Genomic DNA, 8,590 nt, shown 5'->3' on the forward strand with positions numbered 1-8,590 from the left:
TCTCCTATCTATACGCAGGCGTGCGATGAACTCGGAATTGCCTACTGGTCCGAAGCTGCCTTCTGGTTTATCGGCGGCGCCGGCGGCGAAGGAAATCTGGAAAATCCAGGTTCGTCCGATTATACCGCCAACGGCTACCCGACACATGTAAAAGATCAGGCAGCGTTTGAAGACTCCTGCATGCAGATGCTGGAAGAAGTGATTCGCATTCACCGCAATCATCCGTCCATCATGGTCTGGAGCATGGGAAACGAAACGTTCTTTCAGAGTGTAAACGATGACTCCGGCGCCAGCACGAATGATAAAAAGCGCGCCCTGATTACCCGCATGGCCAAAAAGTGCAAAGAGCTCGATCCGACCCGTGCAGTTGGCCTTGGCGGCACGCAGCGCGACGGCTATGACAAAATTGAAGGCGTTGAAGTCGCCGGCTATAACGGCGACGGCGCTTCGATTGGCGCCTGTCAGAATCCAGGCGTACCGAACATGGTTACGGAATACGGCTCGCATACCGCTAACCGCTCTCAGGGCGACACCTATGCACCGCATTACGATCATGTACAAAGCCAGAACGATCGCCCGATCGAATACGCCTGGCGAAGCGGCGTTTCCCTCTGGTGCATGTTCCATCATGGAACGGTCGCTGCGAGAAGCTATGGCGATATGGGCATCGTCGACTACTATCGACTGCCTTTAAAAGAATGGTACTGGTATCGCCATGAATTCCATCCGGATCATCCTGAGCCCGAATTCTCGAAGTCCGGACCCCGACAAAAATCGAACTGACCGCCTCCGACACCGTTCTTCGCGATGACGGCACGCAGGATACCCATCTCATCGCGACTTTGAAAGACGATGAAGGAAACTGGATCGGCGTAAAGCGCAAGATCACGCTGAAAGTCGTAGCAGGCCCGGGTATTTTCCCGACCGGCAAAACCTTTGTTCTCGATCCGGATTCGGAAAACAAATCCATGCTTGATGGAAAAGGCGCCATTGAATTCCGCTCCTACTACGCCGGCATCACCCGCATCGTCGCCGAAAGCGAAGGTCTCAAATCGGCGGAAATCACCCTGAGGACCACGGGCGACTCCACAGGAGAAAGCGAGGCGGATATTTCCACACTGTACGGTTCCTTCATGAACAATGACGGCATTATTCTGACCGATATTGAAGAGGCATCTGCCTACGAACTGCGCGATCTCAACGGCGTTCCCTGCGAAGCGTCTTCCAACGAAGCCGATCGTCAGAACGTTCTCGATCAGGATCCAAAAACGTCATGGAGAGCTTCCACAGCCGGGCCTGGCCAGTACGTCAACGCGACCATGGAACATGGAGAAGTCATTCTCTATAAAGCAGCCGTACTCTTTGACGGCAAAAAGCTGCCCTATACGCTGCAGGGAAAAACCGCAGATGCAGTCAGCGAAGACGACTGGGAAACGCTTGTTTCCTACGATGCCTCCACCATTGAGACAGCCCCGGATGAAATCACATTCCTGAAAACCAGACCGTATCGAAACATCCGCGTTCTGTTTGATTCCATTCCAGAAGACGAATACGCCTCGTTCTCCGAACTGAAGCTGTATTCGCTCAAGTCGGTCAATGAACCGATCAAAACCGGATATCAGTACCTGTGCGATCTGGACGATTTGCCCGAAACCATCATTAAAAATCGCACAGCAGACGGTCAGCCGCTCAAGCACGGAAACACCCGCTATTCCAACGGCGTTTCCCTGCCGGCCCAGACGGAACTGACTGTAAATAACTTCACCAGAGAAGACGGCGGCTATGGCGCTTTCGAAGCTGAAGCCTTCAACCCCTCTTCCCAGACGGTCCTTCTGCGCCTGATCGCGAAAAATCAGACGATTTATGAAAAGACGTTTGAACCGGGCGAATCAGCCGCTATCCGTGTTTCTGTTTATCGGTGCCCCGATGTGAAGCTGGAAACCGAAGGGCACGGTTCGATTTCCTTAGGCAATGCCCGTCTTTCCGGCGTACGACGCAAGCTGACACAGGATGGTAAAACCGACCTGAGTGCCCAGTTTATGGCCGCTTATGAATCGCTTGTACCAGGCACTGTGTATGAAGGTGAGCTGGATCTGACGTCCAAAACGGCTCAGAATCTGATGATCACCACATCTCTGATTGCCCCCGACAATACTCTTGTCGATGTCCAGAGCAAACCGCTCACGCTCAAAGCCAAAGAAAAAGTCTCCCTTCCCGTGTCCATGTCGATTCCAGAAGATCTCAAAGACGGCAGCGTTTTACGGCTTATGATCTGGAACACGGATACCCTTGCTTGTGGGGGCGACTGCGTCTTTACGACTACGCTCAAAGACGATCAGGGACAGGATGCCGAAGCCGGCAAATATCCACAGCGCAAAACCGCCCTGGAACGTCCAGCGCAAACGGTCGTTGTTCCTGGCGATGAAATGGAGAAAACCGGAACCTGGGGCCGCTGGCCGGCTTCTGGCACGCAGGCAGGAACGCTTTCCGGCTACGAAACGTATGTCGAATCGAATAACTGGCAGAACACTTCCCTCTCCTATACCTTCACAGGAAGCCGCTTTACTCTCTATGCGAAAAAAGACGGCAGCCAGAGCGGCTGTGAAGTCTTCGTAGACGATCAGTCGCTTGGAACAGTGAGCACAAAGCGAAACGACGGACAAAATACGTATGAAGCGGTTTTCTCCCATTCATTTGAAGAAGAAGCCGAACATACCGTAAGACTTGTCCCTACCGGCAAATTTGGCTTTGACGCCCTTGAAATTCGTCAAAGCGGCCTCGTTCCCAAACCGGAATATGTGGAAGGTACGCCCGATACGACCCTGTATGGCTCTTCCGATCAGATTCAAAAGAGCAGCGGATGGGGGCAGTGGAAAGATGAAGCGGCCGGCGATTACGAAACGTACAATAACAGCGCCAATGCGACGCTGAGCTACGCCTTTACCGGTACCGGCATTTCCATGATGACCAAGTTTGACGGCGGCAAAACCGGTGCCCATATTTACATCGATGACAAGGACTATGGCGTTGTAAACTGCACAGACAGTACAGATGCCTATCGCAAAGGAATCGATATTCAGTCTCTGCCTTTGGGAACTCACACGTTCCGTCTGGTTACCACCGGCAAATTCGGTTTCAAAACGATTACCACAACGTATGGAACGCTTGAAGATCGCAGCGCGCTTTCCAAAGCCGTTGAAGCTGCGAAAAACCTCAAGGAAAGCGATTATGTAAGCGGCTGGAATTCCCTGCAGGAAGCCCTGAGTGAAGCCGACTTCGCGCTGCGCTCCTACAGCTTCTCTCAGTCAGAAATTGATGAACTGACCGATACGCTCAATGCGGCTATTGAGGCTTTGCGCAGACCGTCTTCCCTTTTTGGATCGGATCTTGGAAACAGTGTCGTAAAGGCAATTACCGTTTTGCGCACCAAAGACTACGATCCAGATTCGACGCATAAAGCGCAGTTTACCCAGGCTTTAATGAAGCCGTTGCGGGTCTGTTGGAAGACAATGCCACCCAGCCAAGACTTTAAATTCAGCCCTTCTTGCCGGTATTGCGGCTATTCAGTATCCCAAAATCGACTTTGTTCTGGACGCCCTGGAAATGACTGTTACTAAAGCAGAAAGCCTGCTTGAGAACCGTACGGAATTCCCAGAGTCTTCGATGGATAAACTGGAAGAGGAACTCTCTAAGGCCAGATCCATTCTTTCTGCACCGCAAAGTCAGATCCAGATCGATGAACAGGCCCAACACATGAACCGCCTGCTGCTGAGTCTGCGCAAAGTCCCGAATTCGAATAATTCTTTGTTCTAGTCTCTCTTGCAACGTTCGCTCAGGATTCAAAACAGCCGTTTCCGATTCTGATCGGTTTTTGAACGGCTTGAGCAGATGGTTTAAAACTTCTGTCTGAACGCGGATGGACTAAGCCATCCAGAATATGGATTTACCCAGTATTTCTAAAGAGTAACGCCGCAGAACAAACGGAATTCCGTTTGTCTGCGGCGTTCTTTCGTGACAAGCGAACAGGGGATCCCCTTCCTCCAGGCGGGTTACGATGGCGTCATCCAATGGATTTGCGCAGATTTCGATCATGAATGGAAAGAGAAGCAGTCATCCTGATTCGCCGGAACGCCTGTAGACCTTCCATTCGTCTGTACAAAATTGCCCTGTTTTGTGTACATTCCGGCACGGATCGAAAGACCTCCAATCCTCCATATATAATTCGACATGTCTGCTACCCGATTTTTGAAGACGCAAGTCCTTTCAGACATCGCAGGCTGATCGAGATCAAAGGAGAATGGAACAATGAAAACAATTCCGAAAAGTGCTTTACGATTTATGCGGCTGCAGCAAGTCGGTTATGAACATGCACAGGCCGCATTTGAAGAAGATTTTGAAATTGAGGTTCTCACAGGCCGGATTGCCTGTCAGTACAAAAAGCCGTATGACAGCGATCTTCCCAGCGATGAGCGGGCGATTTATTACATTCGACTTCCTTTTGATTCTTCCAAAGTGATTGTTTCCCGCCATCCCGGAATTGTGGAATGGTTTCGAAAGTACAAAGGCATTGTGGATGCCCCGATTGTAGCCACAGCAAGACCAAAAGATGTAAAAGGAAAAATTGTGTATACCTCAGGAATCAATGTCGGTCTGCTCAAATACGCACAGGGCGCCTATATTGTCCGGATTCATCGAATGGCGGATATTGACTTTGATACTATCACCGCTGAGGAAATTGAAGAACTTGGACCGCATCTCGTGTTTGTACGGGCCGCTGAGACAGAAATTTCAATTGACGCGGATATTTCCACTGCTCCAGAGCTGCCGGCTTTATAAATCGATTCGGATACGCCAAAAAGCTGAAAAGCGAATCAGCCCATTCACTCTTTTCAGCTTTTTGTCTGTTAAACTATGGATTTGAAAGCCCGTTCTGCCGAACTCCTTACCGTCTGTATCTCAGAAAGAATAGAGTTTTCAGGGCCTTACCAGTTTTTTATAGAAAGTAAAGGCTGGTCCAGGTTCAGAACGCGGATCGTTTATCAAATGAAAAGTATCCTGACCTGTTCAAGATGTTAACGCACCTCGAAGTTCGTCAAGTAAGGGAAATTGCTGAAACTGATCAGGATTTATACGAGGAGTCCATATGAGTCAAAAGAAAAAGTCTTCCGCAAAGTCTTCCAAAAAGAAAAAGAAAAGTGCGAAATTACCCTCCTGGAGCTCTATCGTTCCAAAAATTCGGGATGAGAATCCATCCGTTATCGCTTATGCTGACCGCCTTGGTCTTGCGGATGTAATGAAAGATTACACATGTGATCAAAATGGATATGCGCATTTTGGCGAAATTCATCTGGACAGTTTTGTTCTGAAAAGGAGAAACTGGCAGTCGGAATCCTCATATTTGCGCTTTATGCGTCTGATCTTAAATTTGAATCTGCTTATGAAACATATGCCATCGGTCAATGGACAGTCCATTCTCGTATGGGGACCAGAGGCTCTGCTTTATGCCGGGGCTGCTGTGAAGAGATTTCCTCAATCGCCCATTTATGTACTCGATACTTCCTCATCGGCTATCCCTTTTGAACGGCTTGTTTCCAGGGAAAAATCCTTTCGAAAGATTACGATGATAAGTGAAGGAGAATGCGATCTGATGCAGTTTGATTGTGTCCTAGGCGTAAATCTTTTTAATGAATGGCTTTACGATCGTAAAGTTCAGGATTTTCTTCCTGTTCTCGATCGGGTACGAAGCTATATAAAGGAAATAAAGCCTCGACTGCAATGGCTTGGAAAACGCGTTTCGAAGGGCGGCTGTTACGTGAATCTGCAGGACGATGCGGGATCAATGGCCTATTTAACATTTCGAAGATATCAGCTTGAATATTTTGAGCTCGGCCAGGGATCGCTGCTTTATCAGACAAGTGATAAAGACCAGAAGATGGATCCGTGGTGTAAAAAATTCACTGTGCTTGATGTATCTCTTAAAATCGATGAGCAATCCGTCATTCCTGAGAAAAGTCCGGAAATAGGATCCTTAAATGTGTATGACCGAATTTTTATTTCCCATATGACCCAATTCAGAAACGAACTGATCGATGCGAAAAACAATTCCAAGATCGAATCGGAGACCCCGGCAAATGAAGGAACTATAAACCGATTTATCGTTGAAACGTATTGGGAAGCCATCCGAACTGTAGAACTGGACGTCCTGCTGAAATCCGGAAAGCAGACCAAAATCCGCTCCTCCCTTTCGTTCTGGCAAGAAGAGGAGGGCAGCGAGCCATACTACTGCGTTTCCTTCTGGGAAATTCCTCAGGACAGCTATACGGTATTGACTTATAAAATCAACATCGAAGACCCAGAAAATCCGACAGCCAGACGCAGACTCACTGATCTACATAGAGATGCAATTTATGACCATTTTGAAGACGCAGTCATTCTGAATTCGAAAACGCTACGCCGTAAGAAACTCGGCTGATCCGCACGCACAAGATCACTGCATATCCTACAGCCTGAAATCTTATATGGATTTCGGGCCTTTTTTCTGAAATTTTTCGCCACTGAAAATATTACCCGAAAAAAAGATGGAGAGCAGAACGATGGGATGGTATATAATAGGTAACCAGTTACATATAGCGGGTTAAAAGCCAGCTTTTCTAATTCAATACAGGAAGTCGAGCATTTTTACAGGAAGGAAAGGTACAGAAATCTCATGGAACTCAAAGATCGAATCGAGAAGTCCTCTCAAAATCCGGAACTTGCGCAAAGAGCCATCTTCAATCTTCTGTTCATGCTGACAAATCGGATCCAGAATCTCTTTGATGCACGTATTCCGGAGGTTACACTTCGCCAGTTCATGCTGCTGTCGACTTTGCATGGCCTTGAGCAGCCGCTCAGCCTGGGAGAATGCGGCAAGATGCTCGGCTGTTCAAGGCAGAATGTTAAAAAGCTCGCGCTTTCTTTAGAAAAGAAGGGCTTCGTCCATATAGAAACAAACCCGGATCGGCCGCGCGCTTTAATGATTCTTCTGACTGATAAAGCGGATGCCTGTTTTGACGGAGCTTTCGCTCCGTATCGCGAGCAGCTTGGCGAACTGTTCACCGGCTTGAATGAGGATCAGACGCTCGCACTTTTTGAAATGCTTCTCAGCCTGTTAAACGGGGCAGATCTTCTGGAAAAAGCCGCAATGAAAGCACCTGATGAAGAGTCCCCTGTTCCTGCAAAAATCGAAGAAAAGCGCGCAGAAAACAAAAAAGACAAACTGCCGGAAACCCGACTTTCCGCAGACAAAGGAGAATAAGGATGAAAACAGCTGTCCTCTGCCATTCCCAGACCGGCTTTACAGAGCGGTACGCCCAATGGATTGCAAGCCGGATTGATGGCGAATGCTTCCCGCTCTCCAAAAGCCGAACTATGGATTTGTCGACTTTTGACGTACTGATCTTTGGGACCTGGATGCAGGCGGGAAACCTTCATGCCCTTGCCGACTTTGTCAAAATCCGAAAAAATAATCCAGATCAGCCCGTCTTTCTTTTTGTAACCGGAGCCGCTTCTTCTCCTTTTCCGGATACGCTCCTGGCGCTCGATGAAGCTGGAAAAGCACTGAATACTGCCCCGGAGCGTGTTTTCTATTTTCCAGGCGGTCTGAATTATTCAAAGATGTCTCTGGCGAGCCGGCTGATGTTGAAAATGCTTGCCCAGCATGCTCAAAAAGAAGAAGGACAAATCAGAGCAGGAAGAGGCCATGTCCAGATTGTTGAGTCAGTCCTGTGATTTCACCGATCCTTCGATTATCGAACCGCTTTTTCAAGCCCTTGACGCTTTAAAACATCCAGAAACACTCCGGATTAATAAGCCGGTTTTCATTGTCTGTTCTTTCGGAGCAGGCGACTCGCCTGCATGTGCTAATTTAAATTGATCAATTTGAACGGATCGTCTTTAATGCCAAAAGAAGAAGGATTATTCCCGAGGATCTCTAATCTGCTATTAATTAAATCTAAAATCTCGTAATAGGCTAACCTCTTTCCTTTAGCGAAATCGCCAGACAAGGATCCCAGTTCACGGTTGTTTTCCAATATCCTTATCACGACGTCTTTAATCAATTCATCCATCACATGACCTCCTTGGGAGCATGAATCTAAGAACATTATGTACGGCTTCTAAGTGTTAAAAAACAATATTGTTTGGGAACTGATCTGCTTTGGTGTGAAGAAGGCTCCTCTTTCTAATACCCATAACGAGACAAGGCTCAGCCTCCTGTACGGGACTGAGCCTTTCGTTTCGGTTTTGAATGTGATGAACCAGGCGATTGGACGCTTAACTGAGTTTCGTTCCGCAGTTGGTGCAGAATTTGGAACCTGGAGTCGTTTTCGCTCCGCAGTTCGGGCAGAATTTCACTTCAGGTTTTGACGTCCCGCAGTTTGCGCAGAATCGGCCAGTTGCGGTTTCGCCGCAGTTCGCGCAAACCCAGGTCTGGCTATCACTGCTCGGTGCAGGCGCAGCCGCTGCTTTGGCTGCTGCTTCCTGCGCTGCCTTTTCCTGTTCCATTTTCTGGGCAAGGAGCGAGGCGGTCTGCGAATTGCCGCCGGCCATATTC

General features: G+C 48.5%; 9 protein-coding genes. 7 read left to right on the plus strand and 2 right to left on the minus strand.

The genetic code is table 11. The annotated features are described in order from the left end of the window. The 7 genes from ACLUYS_RS08290 to ACLUYS_RS08320 form a co-directional block, all read left to right on the plus strand. The coding region (locus ACLUYS_RS08290; protein ID WP_412659578.1) for a glycoside hydrolase family 2 TIM barrel-domain containing protein at positions 1 to 783 on the plus strand (783 nt) is incomplete at its 5' end. Positions 784 to 842: 59 nt separating this feature from the next. After that, complete coding sequence (locus tag ACLUYS_RS08295; RefSeq protein WP_412659579.1) at positions 843 to 3,617, plus strand: hypothetical protein; 2,775 nt, start codon at positions 843 to 845, stop codon at positions 3,615 to 3,617. Beyond that, on the plus strand, positions 3,604 to 3,813 hold the full coding sequence (locus ACLUYS_RS08300; RefSeq protein WP_412659580.1) for a hypothetical protein: 210 nt from the start codon (positions 3,604 to 3,606) through the stop codon (positions 3,811 to 3,813). Before ACLUYS_RS08295 ends, ACLUYS_RS08300 begins: the two co-directional genes overlap by 14 nt. 492 nt (positions 3,814 to 4,305) lie before the next feature. Beyond that, the gene (locus tag ACLUYS_RS08305; protein WP_412659581.1) at positions 4,306 to 4,836 is read left to right on the plus strand and encodes a hypothetical protein; all 531 of its coding nucleotides are present in this window, start codon (positions 4,306 to 4,308) and stop codon (positions 4,834 to 4,836) included. Positions 4,837 to 5,143: 307 nt separating this feature from the next. Next, positions 5,144 to 6,472: a hypothetical protein gene (locus tag ACLUYS_RS08310; RefSeq protein ID WP_412659582.1), complete on the plus strand. Its 1,329-nt coding sequence runs from the start codon at positions 5,144 to 5,146 to the stop codon at positions 6,470 to 6,472. Positions 6,473 to 6,706: 234 nt separating this feature from the next. Further along, on the plus strand, positions 6,707 to 7,294 hold the full coding sequence (locus ACLUYS_RS08315) for a MarR family winged helix-turn-helix transcriptional regulator (protein WP_288875506.1): 588 nt from the start codon (positions 6,707 to 6,709) through the stop codon (positions 7,292 to 7,294). A gap of 2 nt (positions 7,295 to 7,296) precedes the next feature. Then, positions 7,297 to 7,767, plus strand: a complete 471-nt coding sequence (locus ACLUYS_RS08320; RefSeq protein ID WP_412659583.1) for a flavodoxin domain-containing protein — start codon at positions 7,297 to 7,299, stop codon at positions 7,765 to 7,767. Positions 7,768 to 7,898: 131 nt separating this feature from the next. On the opposite strand, the gene ACLUYS_RS08325 is transcribed toward ACLUYS_RS08320, so the two are convergent. Beyond that, on the minus strand, positions 7,899 to 8,105 hold the full coding sequence (locus ACLUYS_RS08325; RefSeq protein WP_230267035.1) for a hypothetical protein: 207 nt from the start codon (positions 8,103 to 8,105) through the stop codon (positions 7,899 to 7,901). A 205-nt stretch (positions 8,106 to 8,310) separates the two neighbouring features. Further along, positions 8,311 to 8,590, minus strand: a 280-nt coding sequence (locus ACLUYS_RS08330) for a zinc-ribbon domain-containing protein (RefSeq protein ID WP_412659584.1), incomplete at its 5' end; no start/stop codon positions are given.

This window comes from Allobaculum sp., from assembly GCF_047010065.1.
Classification (GTDB): Bacteria; Bacillota_I; Bacilli_A; order Erysipelotrichales; family Erysipelotrichaceae; genus Allobaculum; species Allobaculum fili.